The 25014-nt window shown below is 43.1% G+C and carries 21 protein-coding genes; 12 read left to right on the forward strand and 9 right to left on the reverse strand.

Annotated elements, in window-relative coordinates; all coding sequences use genetic code 11:
* Nucleotides 1–350 precede the first annotated feature (350 nt).
* Together C900_RS28990 and C900_RS25170 are read left to right on the forward strand one after the other, a co-directional pair.
* Nucleotides 351–2111 (forward strand): sensor histidine kinase, encoded by a 1761-nt coding sequence (locus tag C900_RS28990; RefSeq protein ID WP_009583210.1) that lies wholly within the window; start codon nucleotides 351–353, stop codon nucleotides 2109–2111.
* A 103-nt stretch (nucleotides 2112–2214) separates the two neighbouring features.
* Complete coding sequence (locus tag C900_RS25170; protein WP_157494213.1) at nucleotides 2215–2943, forward strand: phosphoribosyltransferase; 729 nt, start codon at nucleotides 2215–2217, stop codon at nucleotides 2941–2943.
* A 1070-nt stretch (nucleotides 2944–4013) separates the two neighbouring features.
* On the opposite strand, the gene C900_RS25175 is transcribed toward C900_RS25170, so the two are convergent.
* Nucleotides 4014–5723 carry an alpha-amylase family glycosyl hydrolase gene (locus C900_RS25175; RefSeq protein WP_009583212.1) on the reverse strand — a complete coding sequence of 570 codons (1710 nt, stop codon included), beginning with the start codon at nucleotides 5721–5723 and terminating at the stop codon, nucleotides 4014–4016.
* A 642-nt stretch (nucleotides 5724–6365) separates the two neighbouring features.
* On the opposite strand from C900_RS25175, the gene C900_RS25180 reads away from it, so the two are divergent.
* The 9 genes from C900_RS25180 (at nucleotide 6366) to C900_RS25215 (ending at nucleotide 14548) form a co-directional block, all read left to right on the forward strand.
* Nucleotides 6366–7244 (forward strand): DUF2911 domain-containing protein, encoded by an 879-nt coding sequence (locus C900_RS25180; RefSeq protein WP_051053025.1) that lies wholly within the window; start codon nucleotides 6366–6368, stop codon nucleotides 7242–7244.
* Nucleotides 7245–7383: 139 nt separating this feature from the next.
* Nucleotides 7384–9312 carry an ATP-dependent zinc metalloprotease FtsH gene (ftsH, locus tag C900_RS25185; protein WP_009583214.1) on the forward strand — a complete coding sequence of 643 codons (1929 nt, stop codon included), beginning with the start codon at nucleotides 7384–7386 and terminating at the stop codon, nucleotides 9310–9312.
* A gap of 524 nt (nucleotides 9313–9836) precedes the next feature.
* On the forward strand, nucleotides 9837–10085 hold the full coding sequence (locus tag C900_RS25190; RefSeq protein ID WP_009583215.1) for a YtxH domain-containing protein: 249 nt from the start codon (nucleotides 9837–9839) through the stop codon (nucleotides 10083–10085).
* Between the two features lie 2 nt (nucleotides 10086–10087).
* Complete coding sequence (locus C900_RS25195) at nucleotides 10088–10561, forward strand: YbhB/YbcL family Raf kinase inhibitor-like protein (protein WP_040497544.1); 474 nt, start codon at nucleotides 10088–10090, stop codon at nucleotides 10559–10561.
* 525 nt (nucleotides 10562–11086) lie between these two features.
* Nucleotides 11087–11239, forward strand: coding sequence for a hypothetical protein (locus C900_RS30130; RefSeq protein WP_157494214.1), 153 nt, complete (start codon nucleotides 11087–11089; stop codon nucleotides 11237–11239).
* Between the two features lie 72 nt (nucleotides 11240–11311).
* Nucleotides 11312–11884: a hypothetical protein gene (locus C900_RS25200; RefSeq protein WP_009583219.1), complete on the forward strand. Its 573-nt coding sequence runs from the start codon at nucleotides 11312–11314 to the stop codon at nucleotides 11882–11884.
* Nucleotides 11885–11973: 89 nt separating this feature from the next.
* Nucleotides 11974–12705: a hypothetical protein gene (locus tag C900_RS25205; protein ID WP_009583220.1), complete on the forward strand. Its 732-nt coding sequence runs from the start codon at nucleotides 11974–11976 to the stop codon at nucleotides 12703–12705.
* Between the two features lie 26 nt (nucleotides 12706–12731).
* Nucleotides 12732–13637 (forward strand): class I SAM-dependent methyltransferase, encoded by a 906-nt coding sequence (locus tag C900_RS25210; RefSeq protein ID WP_009583221.1) that lies wholly within the window; start codon nucleotides 12732–12734, stop codon nucleotides 13635–13637.
* 227 nt (nucleotides 13638–13864) lie between these two features.
* Nucleotides 13865–14548 carry a hypothetical protein gene (locus tag C900_RS25215; protein WP_009583222.1) on the forward strand — a complete coding sequence of 228 codons (684 nt, stop codon included), beginning with the start codon at nucleotides 13865–13867 and terminating at the stop codon, nucleotides 14546–14548.
* A 582-nt stretch (nucleotides 14549–15130) separates the two neighbouring features.
* Here C900_RS25215 and C900_RS25220 read toward each other — a convergent pair.
* The 5 genes from C900_RS25220 to C900_RS25240 form a co-directional block, all read right to left on the reverse strand.
* Nucleotides 15131–15586 (reverse strand): MarR family winged helix-turn-helix transcriptional regulator, encoded by a 456-nt coding sequence (locus C900_RS25220; RefSeq protein ID WP_009583224.1) that lies wholly within the window; start codon nucleotides 15584–15586, stop codon nucleotides 15131–15133.
* A 55-nt stretch (nucleotides 15587–15641) separates the two neighbouring features.
* A complete protein-coding gene (folE, locus tag C900_RS25225; RefSeq protein ID WP_009583226.1) occupies nucleotides 15642–16331 on the reverse strand; it encodes a GTP cyclohydrolase I FolE in 690 nt (229 codons plus the stop codon).
* Entirely contained in the window at nucleotides 16294–16701 is a 408-nt protein-coding gene (locus C900_RS25230; RefSeq protein WP_040497551.1) for a 6-pyruvoyl trahydropterin synthase family protein, read from the reverse strand. The genes folE and C900_RS25230 overlap by 38 nt, the downstream gene beginning before the upstream one ends.
* Nucleotides 16702–16820: 119 nt before the next feature.
* Nucleotides 16821–17729, reverse strand: coding sequence for a PorP/SprF family type IX secretion system membrane protein (locus C900_RS25235; protein WP_009583230.1), 909 nt, complete (start codon nucleotides 17727–17729; stop codon nucleotides 16821–16823).
* A gap of 2 nt (nucleotides 17730–17731) precedes the next feature.
* Entirely contained in the window at nucleotides 17732–21487 is a 3756-nt protein-coding gene (locus C900_RS25240; RefSeq protein ID WP_009583232.1) for an FG-GAP-like repeat-containing protein, read from the reverse strand.
* Between the two features lie 334 nt (nucleotides 21488–21821).
* Here C900_RS25240 and C900_RS25245 point away from each other — a divergent pair, with 334 nt between their 5' ends.
* On the forward strand, nucleotides 21822–22301 hold the full coding sequence (locus C900_RS25245; protein ID WP_009583234.1) for a hypothetical protein: 480 nt from the start codon (nucleotides 21822–21824) through the stop codon (nucleotides 22299–22301).
* A gap of 91 nt (nucleotides 22302–22392) precedes the next feature.
* On the opposite strand, the gene C900_RS25250 is transcribed toward C900_RS25245, so the two are convergent.
* Genes C900_RS25250 through C900_RS25260 form a run of 3 tightly spaced genes read right to left on the reverse strand, consistent with a single transcriptional unit; the run spans nucleotide 22393 to nucleotide 24917 of the window.
* Entirely contained in the window at nucleotides 22393–23589 is a 1197-nt protein-coding gene (locus C900_RS25250) for a cytochrome P450 (RefSeq protein WP_009583236.1), read from the reverse strand.
* Nucleotides 23590–23592: 3 nt separating this feature from the next.
* Nucleotides 23593–23844, reverse strand: coding sequence for an acyl carrier protein (locus C900_RS25255; RefSeq protein WP_009583237.1), 252 nt, complete (start codon nucleotides 23842–23844; stop codon nucleotides 23593–23595).
* A 5-nt stretch (nucleotides 23845–23849) separates the two neighbouring features.
* Entirely contained in the window at nucleotides 23850–24917 is a 1068-nt protein-coding gene (locus tag C900_RS25260) for a TIGR03032 family protein (protein WP_009583238.1), read from the reverse strand.
* Nucleotides 24918–25014: the final 97 nt, after the last annotated feature.

Raw genomic sequence — 25014 nt, forward strand, 5'->3', positions numbered from 1 at the left:
GTAAGGACTAGTAAAGCTTTCCTGGCTATGAAACTAACACAAGCCACAAGCCACAATCAGAAAACAACCAGTACCCAGTAGCCAGCACCAGTAACCAGTACCCAGTAACCAGTACCCAGTACCCAGTAACCAGTACCCAGTACCCAGCACCCAGTAGCCAGCAACCAGTGACCAGTACAAATCACAAGAAACCAGAAATAAAAATGAAAAACTGACAAAAGTCATTGCATGTACTATATTGGTGGATTACTTTTCAGTTTTATCAGCGTTTCGGATGATGTAAATCATTGAATACTTGATGGGCGTCACATTATTTTGCGATATGGTCGTATGTTTTATGGTGATTGGGAATGGCTTCTTTTAAAATTATACTTGGCGTACTTTTCGGTATTTTGGTATCTGCAATTGTCATTTTGGGCTTTATTTCATACCGAACTAACCAGGCAGTATCTGATACTGCCGACATGATAGAAAATACGAATGCAGTCCTTTATATCGCAGAAAATATTTCATCACTTTCAAAAAGCCTTCAATTGGAGAGCAATGGGATCTTCGTTAATATGGATCCTGAATTTATACAGCCCTACAAAACGGCCAGGAATCAATTGCTGCTTGAACTGGAAAAGCTAAGAGATCTTATTGAATACGATACTGATCAGCGGCACAGACTCGACTCCCTTGAAAACATGCTGGAGGACCTGGTAGTGTTTAGCGACTCTGCACTGGCTTTTTATTCAGAATACGAGCAAGACCCGGATGCTGAAGCGCGCGTATCCATGCCAATTTTGGAGAGGGTAAAGCGCACCAATTATTTTCGGTCAAACATTCGAGCTGTTTTAAACGCTATTAAAGCCGAGGAAAAACAGCAACTCAGCATACGGCAGACTGCCAATGATAGAAGTATAGAAGCATTTGACAGGACTTTTAAAGAGTTGCTTTTCGGAATGCTGATCCTTTTGGTAGCGACATTCTTTATCGTCAGGTATCAATTTAACAAGCGCATCAAGGCACAGCAAGAGCTTAAAATGGCCAATGAACTGTTTACCAGGCTTTTCCACGAAAGTCCGATTGGCCTTGTAATTTGTGATTTGGATACCGGCAGAATTAACGACTGCAATAAAGCCTATGCCAGTCTCATTAACTATAACCGAAGGGATGTGCTGGGAAAAACGGCCCTGGAATTAAATATCATCCAGGACGAATCTCATCGTACAGCAATTGTTGAAGCAGTTGTAGAAAATGAAGTGATGAGGGATGTGGAAATGAAGATAATACCAAAGGATAAAGAACCGATATGGGTATCTGTTTCGAGTCAGCTTACCAATGTTCGTGGAAAACAGTGCCTGTTGTCAGCTACTTTAGATATGACAAGCCACAAAAGGGCAGAAGAAGGCATAAAAAAGGCGCTTGCTGCAGAAGTCGAACTCAACAAAATGAAATCGAATTTCGTCTCTATGGCTTCTCATGAATTCAGAACCCCACTGACCACCATACTCTCCTCAGTGTTTTTACTGGAGAACTACTTGTCTGATGAAAGGCAGGAGAAGGTAACGAAACACCTGGCCAGGGTCAAGTCATCGGTAAACATGCTCACTTCAATTTTGGATGATTTTCTATCTGTGACGAAAATAGAAGAAGGTAAAGTAAAAGCAAAGATAGAAAAACTGAATCTGAAAGAGTATTTGGAAGACCTATGCCGTAATATGAAAAATTTTGCCAAATCAGGGCAGAATATCATTTATGACCATAAAGGCATGATTGATGCCTATATCGATCCTCTGCTATTGGGAAGTATTGTCAACAACCTCCTTTCTAACGCCATCAAATATTCGCCAGAAAACTCAGACATCTATGTATCGTCAGTGCTGAACGCATACATGCATCTGGCAATAAAAGATTCCGGAATTGGTATTCCTGAAGAAGACAAGCAGCATTTATTTGATCGTTTCTTCCGTGCCTCAAATGCAGGTAATGTGCAGGGTACAGGGCTGGGATTGCATATTACGAAGCATTATGTAGACATGCTAAAAGGGAAGATAGAGGTAAATAGTGAACTTGGTAGAGGCAGTGAGGTAAATTTAACATTTCAGAATGCCGCCCCTGATACATGATCATCAGTAATCAGTAGGCAACCGGTCATTTTCTTTCATTTAAATATAAATCATTCGAAACCGATGACAAAGGTCATTGTTCTGCGAACTGTGATTCGGTAACTTGGCTATAATAAAGTTGGACAAGAAGGGAAGTAGCATCAAGAAGGGAAGTAGCATCAAGAAGGGAAGTAGCATGGAATGGACAAGAAATATATTAATTCAGGATAGAGAGCATGCGGGGAAATTTCTCAGCAAGCGTTTGATCCACTTCGCAAATGCCACAAATGCTGTGGTGGTGGGGATACCTCATGGGGGTGTATGTGTAGCATCAGCTATAGCTGATGCTTTGAATCTTCCACTGGAAGTAATGCCCTGTCGTAAAATAAAGCATCCGGTAGATAAGTCACGGAATATAGGTTCGGTTAGCGCCAACGAGGCTTGTGTACATGATTGTCCTTATGATGTGCCTCAAGATTACATTTACCACCAGATGGCGCTTATCAGGCATGCAATAGACCACGAAAATAGATTTTACTATCAGGAGATTGAGCCGACAATGCTTACGGGCAAAACAGTAATACTTGTGGACGATATATTGCAGTCAAGTGATACTATGATGGCCTGTCTGCGAAGTATCAAAAAAGAAAACCCGTTGCGGGTAATAGTAGCAGTGCCCATAGTAGGTGTGGAGGCAGGCCGGAGAGTAAAATCGGAAGCCGATGATATTGTATTCCTCCAAATGGAACACTCAATCGGTTCAGGAAAAGAATACTTCTTCAATTTCCCGCGGGTAGACGATATAAAGGTTCGTGAAATACTCAACAAATCCAGAGCGCTAAAGACGGTTTAGATGCGGGTGTCTGGGGACTGGTTTCTGGTTTCTGGTTTCTGGCATGTTGCTTTTACTGGCTTGACCATTGATATTTTGCTTACAGCTTGAACCTCAAAGCTTACAGCTAAATAGGTCGGTAAACATGAATGGTTTCATGTACGCAAACTACTCTCCTCTTGGGAGGAGAAACAGAGGTGGGTAAAACTGATGTTTGATATATTTTGCTTAAATCTCAAAGCTTTGCAGCTACCCATGCTTCCGACTTCGGTCTTCTGACTTCTGACTTCTGACTTCTTTTAGGGTCCTTTGCACGGAAAGCTTTAGTAAAGCAGCATTCGTAACTCACGACTCAAGATTGATATTTTGCTTACAGCTTGAACCTCAAAGCTTACAGCTAAATAGGTCGGTAAACATGAATGGTTTCATATACGCAAACTACTCTTCTCTTGGGAAGAGAAACAGAGGTGGGTAAAAACTGATGTTTGATATATTTTGCTTGAACCTCAAAGCTTGCAGCTACCCATGCTTCCGACTTCGGTCTTCCGACTTCTGACTTCTGACTTCCGTCTTCTTTTAGGGTCCTTTGCACGGAAAGCTTTACTAGTCCTTATAGGCTTAGTAAAGCAGCATTAGCAACTCACGACTCAAGATTGATATTTTGCTTACAGCTTGAAGCTCAAAGCATACAGCTAAATAGGTCGGTTTTCATATACGCAAACTATTCTCCTCTTGGGAGGAGAAACAGAGGTGGGTAAAAACTGATGTTTGATATATTTTGCTTGAACCTCAAAGCTTTGCAGCTACCCGTGCTTCCGACTTCGGTCTTCTGACTTCCGTCTTCTTTTTGGTTACTTCCTTGCAAGGAAAGCTTTACTAGTCCTTATAGGCTTAGTAAAGCAGCGTTCGTAACTCACGACTCAAGATTGATATTTTGCTTAAATCTCAAAGCTTTGCAGCTACCCATGCTTCCGACTTCGGTCTTCTGACTTCTGACTTCTGACTTCCGTCTTCTTTTAGGGTCCTTTGCACGGAAAGCTTTACTAGTCCTTATAGGCTTAGTAAAGCAGCATACTCACGACTCTACTTGTCTACTGCTGCGAACTGTTTTCATTTGCAAGGATAACAAACTGTGTTGGTTTTAGTTTGATCTTTATAAAATGCCTGTCATCAGTTTCGTTTTTCAGCACATGTATTTTCCCTGTATGGCCATAGCGGAACCTGAATGCACTTCCTTCGGGGTTAAGATCTTTGCTCACTGTAATATATTCCTCATCTTCATGAACTAAGGAGCCATTATAGACAATGAGCATTTCTTCATCATACAGTATCCTCGAAAATGCCAGCATACAATTTTGGTGGACCGGCATGTGAAATGTCTCCCCATCTTCAGAGTATTCCCGCATATACATTCTGCCAAATTTTAATGCCGCATTTTTTTTACGGAGGTTGGCAATGATCGATATTTCCCGATAAATAACCCCGTCTTTGTTCAAAGCATTTTTTGAAGGATCATGTAGGTCGAACATAGCTTCTCGTACATTATGATCTTCTATTCCTGCCCCCTGGAAGCCTTGCTCTGTGCCATAGTAAATACATGGCGTACCCAGGGCGCAGAGCAGAAAACCTATCCCCGCAATGACCTGTGCCTCCGTTGCATCATATCCAAATCTCCTTTTCAGGGGCTGGTTAACCTGGTCATGATTATCAATAAAGGTAACGAGGAATTCCCCGAATTCACCGCGTGAAAGTGCGCTTTTGCGAAGGGATTCATATCTTTCGATTAATTTTTCCGGAGTGGATTTTCCTAAAATAACATCAGCCAGTACGTAGTATAGCGGGAAGTCGAGCACTGAGTTCAGTCCATAGTAGATGGCGGTGTCTTCCACTTTTACGGCTGTTTTTGGGCCTATGTAGTTGTTGTAGATCCCCTCCGGGCCAACCAGCTCACCAAAAAGGAAGAAATTACGCTTCCCCAGCTTATAGGCGTACTCTCTAATGTGTGAGCAAAACTGACTTATGCTTTTTTCTCCCATATGCTTGACAGCATCAAGTCGAAAGCCGTCAATATCTGTTTCTCTGATCCAATAGCAGTGTATCCTCGTCAGTAAGTGCTGTACATACAACCCCTCCGGTGAGCTATCATTTTTAAAGGCCTTCAAATCATTAAAATCTCCTTCGCGTGTTTCAGGGTAGCTGTCAAAGTTCCTTATCTGGCCTTTGCGCCAGTACAGGTCGGGATTACGAAGCTCTGCAGGTTGTGGCTTATCTTCACTATGCCATTTCCCGAAAGGAAAAGTCCAGCCGTTGTAATAATAGTATGGGTAGTTCCCTGGGTAACTCCAGTTGTTACCTGAGTGGTGCAAGACGACATCCAGAAATACCCTCATGTCCAACGAGTGTGCCGCGTCTACCAGTGCGGCAAGATCATCCGTAGTGCCGAATCTTTTATCAATGGAAGTGTAATCCTGTATGTCGTATCCATGGTAAGAGGATGCATTATTTTCGAATACCGGGCTAAGCCATATAGCGGTGCATCCGAGTTGCTGAATATAGTCCAGATGATCTTTTATGCCTTTTAAGGTGCCTCCGCATATTTTCTGAAGTTCTTCCCTAGTGCCGAATCCCGTTGTCTTACCTTCTGCCCGTACAGGGCTTCGTACCTGGTCATCATGAAACCGATCAACAAGTAAAAAATAGATGAACTCTTCACGCCACTCCCGATAGCAGTTCCTCCAGTACGTTTTTCCCGGCTTCGGGGAGAGATCAAGATCATTGATGGATAATGGAGGTGAGGTCATAATCTTTTAGCGCAACCATTTTTGTTTTTCGTTGTCCCTGAATAAAGCCTGACAACCACTCTTCAGTTAGGGACTGAATTTAATAACGACAATTGTTATGCCGAGGTACCTAACAACTGATAAATAAATCACTGACTTTCAGTGTATCGAAAAGCTTGATGATGACGCCCCGGAGCCATCTCACCAAGACACTTTATCCATGAGCCAATATATCAAATGCAGATGATCAGAGTGATAATAGAAGTTGTTGAACGCGAAGATATTGGTCATAATTTATCCTGGTATAAAAGATTTCGAAAGCATTAGAGTGAATAACAATCTCCATGGCAGATGATGGGCGTCATAGTAATCTCTTTCAGGTGGGTATAATTTGACATCTGTTAAGCTGAACTCTAAACTTTAGTGCCATGAGTCCCTGATAGCGATCGGTATATGTGCGAAAAGAATAGTAGTCAGTTGGAAAAAGTATTAAAAAGAGAGTCTTGAGTCGGGGTAAAAAATTGCCACGCCAGCTAATTGGAGGCAAGCTTCGTATCAGCACTCCTATAGTAGGCAAAAAGGATGTGAGTAATAATTGAGAGTCTCCGGACTTCCGACTACAAATACTTAACACTAATATCTAAATTACTAAATACTATGCACATGAGTCGAATAATTTTTGCTTTGCTTCTGGTGGTTTGCCTGGTTGGCAGCCATCACCTTCAGGCCCAGATTGTAACACCAGACCTGAGTCCGTTCGCCACTGTTACTCAAAAGATAGGCTTTAATGAGGTGAGGATAGAGTACTCGCGCCCGAGTGTAAGAGGCCGGATTATATTTGGTGAACTTGTGCCGTATGGAGAGGTTTGGCGTATGGGAGCCAATGCTTCAACCAAGCTCTACATCAGGGAGCAACTGACTATCCAGGATCAGTACAAGCTTCCTCCGGGGGTTTATGGTATGTATGCTATACCTGATAAGGAGGAGTGGACAATAATTCTCAGTCGCGAACCCTGGTTGTGGGGGGCCTTTGGTTATTCAGAGTCGTATGATGAAGTGAGATTTAAGGTGAAACCACAAACACTAAAAGAACAGATAGAGACCTTTACCATCCAGTTTGCAAACGTCTGTATGAACTGCGCGGAAATACAGCTTCTCTGGGATTTTACAAAAGTAGCTTTCAGCATCAGTACCAATGCTGATGAAAAGGTGGTGGCATCAATAAAATCTTTTACTAATAACCCTGAAAGCAAGCTGGCGGGAGAGTATTACCTGGCAGCCAAATACTACCTGGATACCAATAAAGACCTGGATCAGGCCCTGATTTGGATCGACAAAGCGCTGCAATACGGTCCTGGCGCCTACTGGGTTACTCACACCAAGGCGGAGATATTGGCCAAAAAAGGTGATTACCCGGAAGCTATTAAAACAGCCAAACTTTCAAAAGAACAAGCGGAAGCCAAAGACGATCAGGATTATGTTAGGATAAATGAGAAAGAAATAGAAAAGTGGGAGAAACTGAAAAAAATGAAAAGGCAATAATTTTCCGAGGTTGGCGGGACGCCAGGTCGTTGTACAGAAACTGCCGGTAAGCAACTGTGACATTAATCATAAAAGTCAGCAGGCGTTGATCATTCTTTCATCATCAAAATAGCGCCACCTTTATAAAAAAGCTAAAACTGTGGCAACGAAAAATCAACAAAAACCGGAAATTCCAGGATCAGCGAAGGGGGCGTGGGTTATTCTGACATTGCTGGTCGTGTTCATTACCATCATATCGTTAGTCAGGTTTTTTCCTTCTCCCAAAGAGATCACGTGGCAAACTTTTGAAAAAGAGATGTTGGAAAGGAATGCCGTTGAAAAAATTGTGGTGATCAATAAGGAGATTGCACGTGTTTATATAAAAGCGGAATTTGCTAACGATTCTGTGTTTAGCGATGATTTGAAATCTCCCTTGGGAGTAAACACCGGGCCTCACTATTCTTTTAACATCGGTTCTGTGGAAGCCTTTGAGCGAAAGTTGGAGGAAGCCCAAAGTGATTTACCTCCATATGAGCGGGTAAGCGTACGATACGAGGAAAAGCGGCATTGGAATGAACTCATTTCATGGTTGATCCCTCTTGCACTTTTGTTTTTTCTTTTTCGCCTGTTTACCCGCGTACAGGGTGGCGGAACAGGCGGTACTTCTATTTTTAGTTTCGGAAGGTCAACAGCCAGGCTGCAGGAAAATGAGAACAAGAGTAATATTACTTTTGATCATGTAGCGGGTTTGGAGGAAGCCAAACAAGAGGTAAAGGAAATTGTGGACTTCTTAAAGAATCCTCAACATTACACTAAACTTGGCGCCAAGATCCCGAAAGGCGTTATGATCGTTGGGCCTCCGGGAACGGGCAAGACCCTCCTTGCAAAAGCGGTGGCCGGAGAGGCTCAGGTGCCATTCTTTTCCTTATCGGGTGCTGAATTCATAGAGATGTTTGTGGGTGTAGGGGCTTCACGTGTACGCGACCTTTTTAAAAGGGCGAAAGAGAAGGCGCCATGTATTGTATTTATTGATGAGATCGATGCCGTGGGAAGAACAAGGGGAAAGAATACATTTTATTCCGGAGCCAATGATGAGCGTGAAAGTACACTCGATCAGTTGCTTACCGAAATGGACGGATTTGGGTCCAATACAGGAGTAATTGTACTTGCAGCTACCAACAGGGCGGATATACTTGATCCGGCCCTGCTACGTCCGGGCAGGTTTGACCGGCATATTTACCTGGAACTGCCCAACCTTTCCGAGCGTAAGGCGATTTTCACGGTACACCTGAAGCCCCTGGTTCTGGAAGAGAATATCGACCTGGATTTTCTCGCCTCGCAGACTCCTGGTTTTTCAGGTGCTGATATAGCCAATATTTGTAACGAAGCGGCCCTGATAGCAGCACGTAAGAAGAAGGACAGGGTTGAAAAACAAGACTTTCTTGATGCTATGGACAGGATCATAGCCGGCTTGGAGAAGAAGAGCAAGATCATTTCTGCTGAAGAGAAGCAGATTATAGCCTATCATGAAGCGGGGCATGCGATCGTTAGCTGGTTATTACCGCAAATCGATCCGCTAATGAAAGTTTCGATCATTCCACGGGGGAAATCATTGGGTGCCGCATGGTATTTACCCGAGGAGCGGCAGATCATGAGGTATTCCCATTTTGCCGAGAGACTTGCCGCAGCCCTTGCCGGCCGTGCCGCTGAAGAACTCGTTTTCGGTGAGGTATCGTCAGGCGCAGTTGACGACCTGGAAAAGGTCACCAAAGAGGCTTATGCTATTGTTGCATACTTTGGTTTTAACAAAAAGATAGGCAACATTAGCTTTTATGATTCCACTGGTCGCTCCGAGAGTAGTTTCCAAAAACCCTATAGCGAAGAAACAGCCAAAATGATAGACGAAGAAGTTCGGAAGTTGGTAGATGAAAGCTATGAACAGGCCAAAACAGTGCTTTCACAACACAAGAAGGAATTGGTGACCATCGCCGAACTGCTGCTAAAGAAAGAGGTGATCTATAAAGAGGAACTGGAGAAAATATTAGGCGTCCGCAACCAGGAACAGGAATTAAAACTAGTCGTAGTATAGCTGGTAGCTGGTAGCTGGTAGCTGGTAGCTGGTAGCTGGTAGCTGGTCACTGGTTGTTGGTCACTGGTCATTGGTCATTGGTTTCTTGTAAGGAAAGCTTTACTAGTCCTTATAGGCTTAGTAAAGCAACATTTGTAACAATACTCAATGCTCAGGGGCTCAGGACTAAATATTCAGGACTCTACTTGCCTACTGCCTACCCAATGTTTCTAGTGTTGAGTTAAGTGTACTGTGCCGTATAAGTTGCAGTTATTTTTGTTCCAGGCAACGCAAAAAATATGAGCATAGCCATAGCTACGTAAGTATTTTTTAAGGCAGCATGGGACAAAAAGAACAAAGCTTGGTATGGCTAAAGTATGCTTAACTTAACACTAGTTACTGGGCTACTTCTGGTGAAAAATCCGAGAACTGAGAATTACGAACTGAGAAACTGAGAACACAAATCCCGGTATATAATGATGTGTATCATCGACTTGTGGCTCATGCTCATGTAACTTACGGATATAACAAAAAAACTAACAACAATGACTACTGGAAAAGCATTATTAGGCGTATTGGCAGGGATTGCCGCAGGCGCTGTGCTGGGACTATTATTTGCTCCCGAAAAAGGATCTGACACGAGGAAAACGCTACTGAAAAAGGGTGAAGGCCTTGCAAGCGACCTGAACCATAAGATCGATGAGAAATTTCAGGAACTTATCGGTGCTGTTACCGGCAAGACCAAAAAACCTGTAGCGGAAAATGAAGTTGTTAAAAAAGAAAAAGTGAGTTAGTAATGTTGAAGCAAGAAACCCCAATCGATTATAAGGTGCTGGAGGTTTCGAGCAGGGCGTTTAGACCACATGGTGCTATTCCTGCAAAATACACATGTGAGGGGGACGATGTTAACCCACCGTTAGATATCAAAGACATACCATCAGCGGCAAAAAGCCTTGTATTGATGGTTGAAGACCCCGATGCTCCGCGCGGAACCTGGCTGCACTGGCTTGTATGGAACATTCCGGTTACGCACCGGATAAGAGAGGATGATGTACCCGGGGATCAGGGATTAAATGATTTTGAGAGGGTTAATTATGGCGGACCATGTCCCCCGAGCGGCACACACCGGTATTTTTTTAAAGTGTATGCACTGGATTGCTTACTTGACCTTCCAAGAGGATCTACCAGGAAGGAAGTTGATGAAGCCATGAGTAGTCATATCATAGCCTACGGAGATATAGTAGGGATATATAAAAAAAGGAATTTATAAAAATAAGTCTCTAAGAAAAAGCCAATGTCCGCGCTTGCCCCAAAAATGCTCTTTCCCGGGCACTCCTCTTTTGGGCTTCATCCCGCTGTTTGGCGGGAACGTTTCTTAAAAAGTCACTACTTATAACTAAGCAATGGAATACCTGGCGTTTGACGGTTCAAAACCGTCAGACGCCTATAGGTGTACTTCCCAAAACATATGACTCCTATCTCCCGCCCACCGCAATTTTATCCACTGCCGGTTGCATGGATCGTACTCATATCCGTACTGACGGTTTTGAACCGTACAGACAGGGTCATCATCTCTGATGAGATCATGTAGGTGCCCGGTGAAGTGCTGAAAAACTGACGATGGGTGCATAATAAGTCTGGCGTCAGACGGATCCAAACCGTCAGACGCCTAAACATTAGCACCGGCTAGTCAATACATTGGTGATGATTTCTCTCATACCACATGAAAGACCCAGGTCATTTATTTCTGTAAGGTACTCCGTTAACTTAGTCCTTCAACTTAACCACTACAACTATGAGAACAATAAAATCCGAGGTGGGATGGGGGCGGTCGCGGGTGCGTGGACCACACATTCGATATCTGGTTGCTGCTATATTAATTGCTTTTATGATGGCGATATTAATAGGATCAGCTATTATGATGTTCATAAGTGTGTTTTTCTATTGATCATCAGTCCGATCTTGTAGAGCGATCCCCCATTTTTGATATCTTCGGCAACTTAGCTTTAAAACTTAGATCATGAAAGTACCCCGTGTGAAGCTACCGGGAGCCAGGGGGCAGGAAGAGATCACTCACGTCAGTTTGTGGATAGATACCTATGACGATATATTTTCAGGCTTTGACCCCAGGTCTTTTTCGGAGCGCGCGCTTTCTGACGATTTTATCATGCAGGTAAGGAAGGTTTCCAAAGAGATCAGAACGAAGATATCAGTGCTGAAGTTGCTGGTCCCGGCAGGCACGCAGCATACGGAACATGAAAGAATGATCAGAAAACGTCTTCAGAATTACTTTTACAATATGTATCAGCAGTTGTATGAAGAATACCGGTCAGTGAAGGTAAGAGGAGTATACTTCACTATTTCCGGTCTTAGTCTGATGATCATCGCCAGCTACCTGTCTTACCTGAATTTGGCCGATTTTTATACCAGTCTGTTGCTTGTATTATCCGAGCCTGGCGGGTGGTTCCTTTTCTGGACAGGCCTCGATCACCTGGTCACTTTCTCAAGAAGCCAGAAGAATGAAATGGACTTTTATACCAGGATGTCTAACGTGCATGTGGAGTTTGGCGCTTACGGAAGTGGTAGCCAGTAAGGTAGGGCTACGATCATCTACAATTGATGACAGGGGTCATGGAACACCTTTTGTTTGTGCTATAACTTCATTACCAAAGCCATAAAGCCATGTTTAGAATTGTACCAGTAGCGGGTTTAATTGTTGTACTAATATGCTCTCCTGCAGAGTCGCAGCATCTGGATGGTGGCTTTGGATACGGTTATTTCGGGGCTGCATGGAATATATCACCTGACATTCAGCAAGATATTGAGAACCGGGCGTTTCTGGGTCCCGGGTTCAGCTTTGATCTGCCGGGCAGACTCCTTGGAGGTGGAGGATACGGCCTGTTCTATAACAGGATGCTGCTTGGCGGCAGTGGTTTTGCTTATCGGATATCAGGCGCCACCAATCGGGGAGAGGCCACACTTTCTCAGGGAGGTGGTTTTGTTAATATAGGGTATATCACCCTGTTAAAAGATAACATATTTGGCTTTCCATATGTTGGGATAGGTGGGTATAGTATAAATTTGAGACTTAAAAATTATACCTCTGATGAATCATTTGAACTGGGAAACCAATTGGTAGAGCCGGGAGGATACATGGATCTAACTACACGAGGGATAAGTATCGAAGCCGGGTATTCTTTGAAATTCCTGACCTTTTCATTGGCGGGTCCGGGCAGTCGTGGAGGTTTTATGATTGGCGTACAGGTAGGAACCTTCATTTCAGCCTTCAACAGCGGCTGGAATGAGGAAAATACTGGCGATGAAATAGCAATGCTTTCGAAACCAGGTACGTTTGCTCCTTACCTGCGGGTCACGATTGGCGGTGGAGGTTTTCACTATGAGGGATCAGATTAATTTTTTTTAACAAAAAGAACCATATCATGGCTGAGCAAAAAGACCTGGATTATACTTACACCACCATTGATGAGATCTTTCGCTTGAGTATCGGAGAAATGGGAGATTTCAGCGGTGCGAAATACGATGGTAACTTCTCTATGTCACTGGAAGCAGCTCAGCAGGCGAAACATCGTTTTATGGCCGAAAGTCTGAAAATCAATGGCGGCAGCCGTATTTTGGATATGGGTTGCGGCTGGGGGCCCTTTATGCACTATGCCATACGGGAATATCGCGCAACCTGTGTTGGGCTCACACTGTCCCGGGGACAGGCCGCAGCCTGCCGGAAAAATGGGCTGGATGTATATGTCAGGGACTGCCGGTATGTTAAACCGGAAGATTTCGGAATGTTTGACGCTATAGCCAGCGTGGGCGCCTTTGAACATTTTTGTTCAGTTGAGGACTGGAAAGCAGGCAGGCAGGAAGAGGTTTATCGCAACTTTTTTGAAACTGTATACCACCTGTTACCAAAGGCGGGAAGGTTGTATCTGCAAACGATGACTTTCGGCAAAAATATGATCGATTATGACGATATCGATATTAATGCCGAAAAGGGATCTGCTGAATATGTCTGTGCACTTATGGTAAAAGAGTTTCCGGGCTCATGGCTGCCGTATGGGCTGGAGATGGTAGAAAGGAATGCTCAACCTTACTTCCGGCTGGTCTCCCAAAGCAACGGCAGGCTTGATTATATTGAAACTATAGGACAGTGGAGAAAGAGGTTCAGGAGGTTTCATCCCAGAAAATACTGGCTGTATTTGTCATTACTCCCAAAATACGCCACAGATGAAGAGTTTCGTCATCGTGTGGCTATATTCAGGACCAGCCCCAACCGGATATGTTTTGAAAGAGAGATCATGGACCATTACCGGCTGGTATTTGAGAAAGTTTAGATATGAGATGTTGCATATACAGAGGTGGCCGTTAAGACATAAAGCAAAGTAGTGTCTGAGACTCACCATTCATCGTCATTGGTAACGAAGTACGGCTCCTCTCCGCAGATGTGCACTTAGAGGAGATTGTTTCGATTCTTTCCCCGAGGCGAGTCCGATACGAGCCCGGGACAGGTGATAACACGAGTTTTCTTTGAGACACTAAGTACCTTTATACTCCCAAAATAATGATAGATCAAGCAATATACAAAATTGGTTTTGCAGCAGGACTGGCTGCTTTCACTGCTACTTTGTCCTATGTAGTTGCACAAATTTTACAGCTAGCTGGCGTACTGAGGTTCCCACTTGATGAAATACTTATCTATGGCACTTCTTTATGCATAGTTATTCCCTTTGTGCTGGAGATGCTGGCGCTCCATTACATCACGCCAGATGAGAAAAAATTCTGGAGCCATGCTGCGGTTATATTTTCAGTTGTATATGCTGTGTTTGTTACAGCGAATTATGTCGTGCAACTGGCAACGGTAATTCCAATGAAACTCAAAGGAGAGCTGGAAGAATTTACAGTTCTTGAACAGACGCCACATTCCATGTTCTGGAACTACGATGCCATAGGTTATATTTTCATGGGTTTGGCCATGCTCATAGCGCTACCTGCATTTGAGAAGCATGGTTTTCAGAGATGGGTGAGGATCTCCTTTTTGGCGAATGCCATTATGACCCCCTTTATTTCCATTGTGTATTTTTATCCTACATTTTCAGAAACACTGTTATTTTTAGGCTTTCCCTGGGGAGTCACGGCTCCATTAGCCATGCTCATGCTGGCACTGATGTTAAGGAAGGAGAAGCAGCGTAGAATCCGATCGAAAATTATTACCACATTGTCTGAATCAATGGCGGAAAAGCTATGATAGTAATTTTCCCAAGGGATACAGGAAGTTTTCTTACAGACACTACTTAACGTGAGTTTGATATAGTAAACCGATTAAATTGTATTTGTATCCAAAAAATAACCTAAAAACCGCTTTTGTGATCATTCTGTCTGTCCCAAACCTGCCTAACTTGCCTCAGGGGGGCACGAAGAATCTTACTAAGTTCAAGGATACTACAACAACTTAGGAAGATCCTTCCTCACGTACCAATGAACAAGTTTTCATTACATGCTGATAGTCAGATGATAGTATCATATTGCTCAGTTTGTAACTTTTGTGTCTATTTTGACTTTCATAGCATATGTCTTACTTTTTTGTTCCCGAAAGCTTTAAAGCTCGGGATAACAAAAAAAGTCAAGGCTGTGAGCAAATAGCTAAATTTCAATGCCTGCGATGACAAATCACCACCTAGTGTTTGTAAGAAAACTCTAAGAGGCTTTAAGAAAACGTTAAGGTCAAGGCTTGTGAAGTGCCAAAAAGCGGAGCGTACTTGGGTACGTGAGCATTTTTGGGAGGAGCATAACGCAGACATTGGCGTTTTCTTAGAGACACTACCTAAAGTCAGGTGGCGATACGGATCTTGTCAAGCAAAGTATTGAGTAATTTTGCTTCGTTGTGATCCAGATTTTCCAGTAAATGACTGAAATCCCGCACTTTTTCATCGGTGTTGGTCAGCAGGTTCAGGCCATTTTTTGAAATAGTCACCTCAACAGCTCTTCTGTCGTGGTCAGAATTTTCACGGTCGACCAAACCCTTGACACTGAGTCTTTGCACTATCCGGGAGGCATCACTCATTTTGTCGAGCATCCTTTCCTTGATCAGGTTAATGGAGCAGGAGTTAGGGTACTGCCCTCGTAAGATCCTGAGTACATTATACTGCTGACGAGTGATATCTATTGATTTAAAAAAGATATTCATCTCGTTGATGACATGATTATGCGTATAAATAAGATTGATTAGCGCTTTGTGGTGCTCGCTCTGAAATTGTTTCTGTTTGATATCCTCTGATATTCCCATATTGCCTTCATAATTGATTTTCGGAGAATGAAGGTAATCACTTTTAGTTAAAATATCATTTGCTATTAATATAATTTAGAAACTCATTTTTCGTCTGGTTTTCTTTGAATTTTCCACTGAAATAAGCCGTTCCTGTCTTGCTGTTAGTGTCGCCCACACCTCTTGAGGCTACACACAGGTGGGTGGCATCTACAACAACTCCCACATCCTCAGTTTTTAATGCCTTTTGCAGGTCTTTGGATATTTGCACCGTAAGGCGCTCCTGTACCTGAGGGCGTTTGGCATAATATTGTACAATTCTATTGATCTTGGACAGTCCAATTACTTTTCCTGATGAAATGTAAGCAACATGTACTTTGCCAAAGATGGGCACAAAGTGGTGTTCACAGTGAGAGTAAAAGGTGATGTCCTTCTCCACCAGCATCTGATCATACTTATACTTATTTTCAAATAGTCTTGCGTGAGGTTTATTGGCAGGGTTTAACCCACTGAATATTTCCTTTACGAACATTTTGGCCACCCGTTTAGGGGTTCCGCTAAGTGAGTCGTCTTTAAGATCAAGCCCCATAATATTCATGATCTCACGAAAATGACCTTCTATTTTCTTCATTTTCTCCTCATCGCTCATGGCGAAAGCATCTGGCCTCAAAGGAGTGTCGTATGAAGAGGCTACATGGTCGTCACCCAAATCGTCAGTAATATCATCTTCATGCCGGGTATTCAACAAAATTTCTTTCGGTTTCATAGAGTCTGATTTTAAGGTCTAAACTACCATCCAGTTTGCCTCTTAGAATGTTGTATATGACTATGGCTATATTCTCAGCGGTAGGATTTAATTCTTTAAAATATTCGGTATCCAGGTTAAGATTTTTATGGTCAAACTTTTTAATGACATGCGCTTTAATAAGGTCACTCAGTTTTTTCATGTCATATACATAGCCGGTTTCGGGATCTACCTCACCGGTGATCTTAACGAATAGCTCATAGTTGTGTCCATGAAAATGAGGGTTGCTGCACTTGCCAAATACCTGGGTATTTTTATCATCATCCCACTCTGAATTATACAATCTGTGTGCTGCGTTAAAATGCTCTTTTCTATATACGGCTACCTTCAAAATTAGATTAATATTTTTTGCAAAAAAAACACCTTTGGCTGACACTAATGTTTAAACATTGGGTTTAAAAAATAGTTCTTTAATGTCAAACAAGCGGCAAAGTTACAAATTTATAAAGCTTAAAAGTACCTTTCGGATAAGAAATGAAAATCAAACACCTCAAGATCGAGCATTAATGTTAATTCGTGGGTGCTGAAACGAGCACCTACGGATTGATTGGTCGGAACTTCAAAGACATAGCCCAACCTGAAATTGTCATTGATGTTTAATTGTGCCAATAGTCCGTAAGTCTGGAAATTCCTGGATATGATGCCGGCAGTATACTTGTCTCTAAGCACTATGCTGGCATTGTAATCTACCGACAGTGGTGCATCTGATACGCCCTTAAGCAATATTGAAGGTTTGAGTGCAAGATCTACACTAATATGGTAAATATACCCTGCTGCCAAATAAAAGTGTCGCCGGTACACCTGTGTTTCTATATTGCCGAATTCTTCTTTGCTGTTTACCAGGCGGGGTATGGATAGCCCCAGGTAATAATCAGAGCCTTTTAATGCTACTCCTGCGCCAAAATTAAACTTGGTAAAATTTTGATTACTGGCAAATGCAGGATCATTGGCATCTCTGATCAACAGTTCGTCATTGTTTTCCTTAAGATTAATGATCCCTGTTTGAAGCCCGAAAGAAAATATATTTTCTCCGAATGCTATTTTGTAACTTCCGGTGATATTGAATTGCATGTTGGTTGTTGATCCCAATTGGTCCCTTACCAACATAAAACCGCCTCCAACCTTATTTTCAAAGAAAGATGAATGAGCGCTTAAAGCAGTAGTAGCAGGGGCTCCTTCCAGGCTGGTCCATTGAGACCTGTGGCCCAGGGAAGCATTGAGAACGTTATTAATACCAGTATATGCCGGATTAATGACCAACGGATTGTTAAGGTACTGTGCGTACAAAGGATCTTGTTGGGCTTGTGATACATTTATTCCACAGACCAAAAGAAAGAAAAGTGGTAGTAGTATTCTCATATTTATTTTTTGATCACTAAATATCCTTCATAATCGCCTTGCGGTGATTTTATTTTGTAGTAATAGGTGCCTGCAGGTAAATCGTTAAGCAAGGTATTGGGTGTATGGCCTGCATAGTCTGTAAGCGTCTTCACCAGGTCACCCCACCGGTTGTACAATGCAATCTTATTCGGACTTGTCAGGTTCACAATTTCCCACCAGTCGTTAAGTCCATCTCCGTTGGGGGAGACGGCATTGTATATGGTCAAAGGCCCTGATGGTTCATCTACCTGAATATTAATAGTATTCTGGTCACAGGCCCCGGAAGGGTCACAGGCTTGCAGTACGAGCTGATCCTGACCTGAGAAACCAGTGGAACCATAGTTAATGGTCAATATGCAGTCTGAGATATCAGTAGCAGCCCCGGAGGTGATGCTGACAACGGTAATGGTCAACTCACTATATGTATTGTCCGGATCTGATATCAGGTCACACAGGTCAATCGTCACAATATTCCCCACCTGGGTAGATTGAGGCGTGGTATCCACGACCGGGGGTTCGTTCGCTATTACGTTCATGTTTCGGATGTACGGACTGCTGTCCGCATTGCCATCGTTTATGATAAATTCGATCTGACGTTGCCCCGAAGCAGCATTATTGTTTTCAAAAGTGATGGATTGAAGCGCTGTTGTATAATTCTCAATAGTGGCTGTTCCCGATAGCGCTAATATACCGGTTTGTGTGTCGTAGCTTCCCGTAATACCATTTTGATCAGTAAAATGAAGTACATCTCCCGCAACAAAATCTGTAATCCTTACCTCACCAGCTTCCAGGTCAGTATCATCTACATCCGAGATCGTGATTAGATTGTCGATGATGACAGGGCTTTCTTCTACATAATAGTCGGTGGCGGTCGTGCCGTTGTTAGAAGAAATGACCGGTGCGTCATTTACAGGCACCACGGCTACAGTGGCTGTACCAGTGTTGCTGGGATCGGTGCCGTCATTCACTTCAAAAGTGACTGTTCTTGTAGCCGGATCAGGGTTTTGAGAAGTATTGCGGTACGCGATACTTCGCAAAGCGGCTTCATATTGTGCCAGGGTAGCCGAGCCGGAAAGTGTCAGCACACCTGTGGCGGCATCATAGTTCCCGGTAATACCGTTCTGATCAGTAAAATCCAACACATCTTCTGTATCAACGAAATTTGCTGTAATGGCTATCGTAGCCCCGCTTAGCGTAGTATTGTCTACATCGGAAATGATAACTCCCGGATCAATGACCACACCCGGGTCGTCATCCTCGGTATAGGTTACATTGCTACCTGTTGCTGTCAGCACCGGAGCGTCATTTACCGGTATTACATTGACCGTCATGGACGTGGCGGATGTCGGATTTGTAGCATCGAAATCAATGGCTGTCAACTCGATGGTACGTGGTGCCGGTGAAGGATTTTCGCTGGTGTTTTCGTAAGTGATGGATTGTAATACTAGTTCATAAACCGCCAGTTTAGCATAACCGCTAAGGCTTAAAACGCCAGTGGAAGCGTTGAATGATCCTGTTACTCCGCCTTGTGGGGTGAAAGTTAGTACATCTTCACCGTTGATATAGTTGGCTGTAATGGCTACTTCTGCACTGATAATATCATCGTCACCATCATCGGATATGGCAAAGCCTGCATCCAGGATCAGGGGGGCATCATTTTCAGTGAAACTTAGTGCTGATCCCACATTGGTGACAATCTCGGGCGGTTGGTTTTGGTTTTCAAAGTAGGTAATCCTTCCACTAAAACTTCCAATAAAGGCATCAAGATCTCCGTCACCATCTATATCTGCAAAGGCCGGTGCTGCATCTGAAGATACATTTACGGCAGCCAGCGGGTTGTTGGCAGAAGTCATGCTAATATCAAATGATTCCGCTCCTGTATTAGGAAAAAAGAGAATGGTTCCGGTATTACGCCCAACGAACAGATCGGCATGGCCATTATGATCAATATCTACAAACTCAGGGGTCGGAGAGTATGAAAGGTCAGTTTCTGTTAAGGTTGAAAATGGGTTGTTTAAATCATCCAGGGTAAATACAGGGCTATTCACCGTGCCTGTATTTTTATAATATTTAAGGTTACCACCCGGATATCCCGTATGTGCACCGATAGCATCCAGATCTCCATCCCGGTCTACATCAGCAAAAGTTGTTTTATAATTATATACAATACCTTCAAGATCAGGAGTCAGTAACGATGAATTGGCAGACCCAAGCTCCATGGAAGATGCATTACCGGTGTTCTCGTAAAAAAGAATATCATAGTCTATATCCAAAAAATAATCCTGATCGTCATCACCATCTATGTCTACAAAAGAGGGGTTCTGAAAATTGACATTTGAGAGCCCTTCAACCGGGTTTTCTGTCGAGTTTTTTTCCTGGAAAGTGCCATTTGTATTTTCAAAGAATCTTACAAAACCGGTATTATAGCCGCTGTATTTTCCTCCTATGAAAGCATCCAGATCGCCATCATTGTCTATGTCAACAAAGGCTGGTGTAGAATGGTAACCCACATCAACACCCTGAAAGGGGTTTAGTGGTCCGAATCTTTCAACAAATTGAGGAGCGGATGCAGTACCAATGTTCTCGAAGTATTGGATGTGGTCAGAACTACCACCACCTACTATGGCATCAAAATCCCCATCATTGTCAAAGTCGCCAAATTCCGGGGAGGCAAATGAAGGTGCTGTGAGACCATCAAAGGGATTACCCGTACCGGTTATTTCTGCAGGAAAACTGGGAGACTCTGCAGTACCATCATTTCTAAAGAAACGAATATCACCATTGATGTCTCCAACAAACATATCTTTGTCTCCATCGCCATCAATATCCACGAGTACCGGTGCAGCATGGTCTAACGTGCCGCCAAATTCCGGGTTTACTATCGAAATGAGGTTTGAAGCCCCTTCTTCGGCTGTGAATTGAGCAACGGGAAGTGAGCCGTCATTTCTCCAGAATTTAATGGTTTCCCTATATGTGGCATAGATTGTATTTCTTGCACCTCCTACAAATACATCCAGATCACCGTCATTGTCAATGTCTACGAAGGCAGGATGACCATAGAAGCTATCAGAAAAAACATTGTCCATAGGATGTTCACCCGAAGGCAGAGTGAATACAGGGGCGGAGGCTGTACCTGTATTTTCATAATAGTTAATGTTGGCATAAGGGGTATAAGGGTATTGATCATATTCGCCAATAATCAGATCATAATCTCCATCTCCGTCCAGGTCGGCAAAAGTTGGTGTGGCATTATAACCTACATCAATTCCATTGGCTGGATTATCAGTTGAAAACTGTTGTACAAAATAAGGTTTTTCTGCTGAGCCTTCGTTTTTCAGGAAAATAATAGTACCTGAGGTTAGACCGATAAATACATCGAGATCCCCATCATTATCAATATCTACAATTGCCGGATGCTCTCGGGTTAGGCGACTGACTGGAGGAGGAGGAAAAGGATTTTTAGCAGGAGCCTCGACAAAAGGTCCCAACTCCTGCCCCTGAGCCGGAGCTGCATGCAGCGCCATTACAAGGGCCCCGGAAGCAATAGCCATTTTGATCTGCCATTTCAAAGAAGCCAGCCGTTGCTTTAGTTTCTCTATCCTCTCAAGGATCAGGCGTTGTTTTTTTTGAGAATATTGGAAATAAAGTCCGGTTTGGATACTTTTCCGGTATCTGGAGCGATACTTCTTATACTTGGTTAATGTATGCCGATAAAGGGATTGGAGATGATTGCCCATATATCTCTGTAAGTGGTTGATTTTAAAAACGAAAGGTACAAAAAATGATCTGAATTCTAAATGCAGTAATCATCAAATGGGGGAATTTCCCCTTTTCTAATTAGATAAAATGAAGTATTCATATTAATTATTTTGTTTTGAGCGTTACTTTGTCTGGTAAGGTGATTAAAAGGTTACCGTACGGAGCGAAATTTACTTGTGTGAAATGATAATAATGCTAAGCCGGAATAGTCGTTGGCAAAAGCATTAGGCAAAAAGGGTATGAGTAATATTCCAGTGATACGCTTCGGACTTCGAGTTATCTCAATACTCTCATATCTCTAAAACTATACATATGAACATTGTTTTTAAGAACATATATGAACAGAAGGATGAGGCGTTAAAGCAAAAAGTGATCTCTTTTTGGGCAGCCCTTAACGCTATTCCTCCACAGGTAGATATAAATGCCCGGGCCAATGAACTGGTGTTTATGGCACTGGATAATGACCAGGTAATAGGGGTGACTACAGCGCAAAGAGCAAAGATAAAACAGTTGAATGATAACTACTTTTATGCCTTCCGTACGTTGATACACCCTGATTACAGGATACCCGGACTGGTAGACAAACTCGCAGTCCTGACCAGAGATTACTTCGGTGCCTTATACCAGGAGCAAAAAACGGATTGTATTGGACTGATCACGCTGGTAGAAAATGAACAGATGAAACAGCAAAGAAGGGAAGCCGTATATCCTAGTACAGGTTTTGTTTTTATAGGCAGATCCAAAGCAGGACATCACCTTAGAGTTTGCTATTTTCCGGGAGCAAAAATATAGCGCTTAGCGCTGAGAGCAGAGCGCGCCAAGGTCAAAGCGAAGGCATAGGAGGGAGAATTAAGCGTCAGGCGAACATCTCACATCTCACATCTCAAACCTGAACCATAAGTTTTTTCAGGGAGCGTATGGACAAATTGTTGTTCCATTCTATCTGATCCATATCCAACTGGTAGTTGGGAAAGGCTTTTAGAAATCTACTTAAAGCAATGGTCGCCTGCTTTTTAGCCAGCCAATCACCCAGGCAGAAGTGGATGCCGCTACCAAAGGCGATGTGGCGGTTAGGCGTACGCTGGGGGAGGAATCGATCCGCCTGCTCGAATTGTCTGGCATCCCGGTTAGCGCTGGCCAGGCATAAAGTAGCAACCTCGCCCTTTTTCATAGCATGACCCTCAAATTCAAGATCTTCGCCAACAATCCTACCCAGCAAATGTACCGGGCCGTCATACCGCAGCAATTCCTCAATGGCTGTAGGCAGCGCTTGCATATGGCCGGTTAACCACTGACGCTGTTCGGGATTTTTGTGCAGGTTGAGCAAACTTGTGCTAACGAAACCAATAGTGGTTTCTTCTCCAGCTATAAATAAAAATATGCAGAGAGACACGAGCTGAGAGGCAGATAATGGCGGGCTTTCTTTTTGGTTGTTCACTACAATTTTGCTGATTAGGTCTTTGCCGGGGTGAAGTGTTTTGGCTGCTATAATTGAAGAGAAGTAGCTTATAAAATGATTGGCTGCATCTGTCATTACAACAAAATCCTTGTAGGTATTATATGGATCAACTGCTTTGATCATATCACGCCCCGCATCCCGCAGGTGTACATAGTCTTCTGGCGGTATGCCCATGATCTGCGCGATAGTCATAGCCGGTAAATGACTCGCAAAATCATTAACAGCATCGAAATTTTTACGGCCCCTTAGGCTTTTTAATAATGAGCTTACGTTTTCATCGATTATCTTTTCCACCACCCGGTCATCCCAGGCGGCCATAACGAGTTTTCTTATTTTAGTATGTTCCGGGGGGTTGATCAAAAGGATAAATGTGTTTATGGCGTCAGCAATGGCAGAGAAATCCTGATCTTTTTGGTTAAAATAAGTGATGCCTTTGTTCAGCCATTCTTTCTTGTTGCCCACAAGAAACTGGCTGTCTTTCAATATTTGCCTGATCTCAGGATAACCGGTGATCAACCATTCACCAGTATGCGCTTTAAATACCGGGGCATTTTCTCTCAGCTCCTTATACAGAGGATACGGGTTGGCAATATTTTTACTATCAAGTGGATTCCAGTGCATGGGCTAAGCAAAGTTTTCCTGGTGTAGTTTTATAGCTAATGAGCGGATCGTTGGATAATCCCAGAAGTAAAGCGGTGTAAAGCGGATGCGATAGTGGCGCTCTATCTGTTCGAGCAGGTATACGGAACTTATCGAGTCAAGTCCCAATTGATGAAACGTGCTGTCAATGTCTATTTTGTCAACTTCAATACCTGTCTCCTGGTGTACCAGGCATTTGAAATAATGCAGCATATCATCAATGGTTACTTCTCTCATGGCTATTACTCTTCTGTTTTAGCAACAGCCCAAAAATCGCCTTCAGGGGAGGTGAGGGCCATTCTATGTTCGGCTTTCTCATGGTTTAGCAGTCCCGGTCTTTTGAAACCCGGTATTACTTTGATATCGTAGATCTCCTCTACACTATTTTCGTATTTTAAATAACCGACAATACCTGCTGTAGGCATATGTAGTATTACAATACCACAGAAAAGAGACCGTTTTGCAATGGGAAGATCGTTGAATGTCGAACTATTTTCCCTAAGCCTTGACAGCGCTACAAAAAGATAGTCTCCATGCCGTGTCATGCCACGAACAAACCCATCAAATTTTTTAATAACCTCATACCTGCCACTTTGAGTATTTACTTTGATAAGTTCACCGGTGGCTGAAAGTAAGGCAAACAACTGATCATTATATATCCTTGGGGAATGAGGCATTGCTAATCCTCTGGCAATGACTTCGTTGCTTTCCACATCAATGATGATACCTCCGTTGCTCTTGTTTTTGCGCCAGCCTTCCGGTGTGTCAGACTCGCCTAATGCAGTGACATACCCGGGTTTGTCATTAACCATGGCCAACCCGTTAAGGTGGCACTTGTCCAGTGGAGACAGATCCGAGATGAAAGCAGGTTTCCACTTTGGCTTAAAGCTATATTCTTCGTCAACTACGGCAAGGCATGAAAACAGGGTGTTCACTGCCCATATTTCATTGCCGACCCATTCCAGATCGTGAATATCGAGTGCGCCTGTGTAATAAACTGAGCGTGGCAGAAATAAAGCATCATAAGTATTCGTTTGTTTGGGATAATTGGGAGCCATCTGTGGCGCATTACCCAATATTAAAACCTCATTAGTTGTAGCCACCGCCATCTTATTTCCTTTGAATGCAAGCCCCATCGGCTTTTGAAAATTTCTCGGTAGTTGGATAAGGCTATTGTCATTGATGGCGCTGATCATGATGACCTTACCCGCCTGATAGGTGCTAATGACAATTGTACAGCCCAATTGATTGAGCAGTTCTGGTAAGTTGGGAGAATGTGAGCAGCTAAACGGTGGTAGCGTTTTGTTCATTGGTCAATTCCTATGAAGACATTACAAGTGTTAAAAAAACTGATGTAATTTAATGAGTCGTATTCAGTATTATTCCATATCTTATCATTATTTTGAT

The organism is Fulvivirga imtechensis AK7 (assembly GCF_000331535.1).
In the GTDB taxonomy this organism is placed as follows: Bacteria; Bacteroidota; Bacteroidia; order Cytophagales; family Cyclobacteriaceae; genus Fulvivirga; species Fulvivirga imtechensis.